The organism is Citrobacter sp. Awk 2 (assembly GCF_028069815.1).
Classification (GTDB): Bacteria; Pseudomonadota; Gammaproteobacteria; order Enterobacterales; family Enterobacteriaceae; genus Citrobacter.
On the sequence record NZ_JANEWL010000263.1, the window covers coordinates 1 to 451 of the forward strand.

1 protein-coding gene is annotated in these 451 nt (G+C 32.8%); it reads right to left on the reverse strand.

The window, feature by feature from the left end:
- Positions 1-451 (reverse strand): hypothetical protein (locus NNO02_RS23545; RefSeq protein ID WP_271455905.1); only part of this gene is annotated, 451 nt, incomplete at both ends.

Sequence of the window (451 nt, forward strand, 5' to 3'; positions counted from 1 at the left end):
CATCAATACAATAGGGCTATCAGCCATTTTCCTGGATGCAGTCAATGGATTACCATTACCTTTTTTCATTCTTATAATCTGACCTACTATCCCATAAAATGCTGGAGTTATTCCCGGTATATTTTTATGTTCACCGTGATCATTATAGCTAGCCATTTCATTAAATTGGGACCATAAGCCATTACGATCTATGTAATCATTGACGTGCTTTTGTTCCGCACATTTTTCATTCTTGAAAATCTCAATGTAATGCATTACTTGTTTTGCCTCTAATAAACACAACCCATTTTTTGACTCATATCTCTCAGAATGAAATTCAACTCCTTTCAACAAAGGAACTATTTCATCATCAGGAATATCAGCATAACAATCCCATATAATGTTAACTGAAACACCTTTTCCCGTCTTTTTAATTGAATACCAAAAATAAAAACCATCGTAATTATTATTT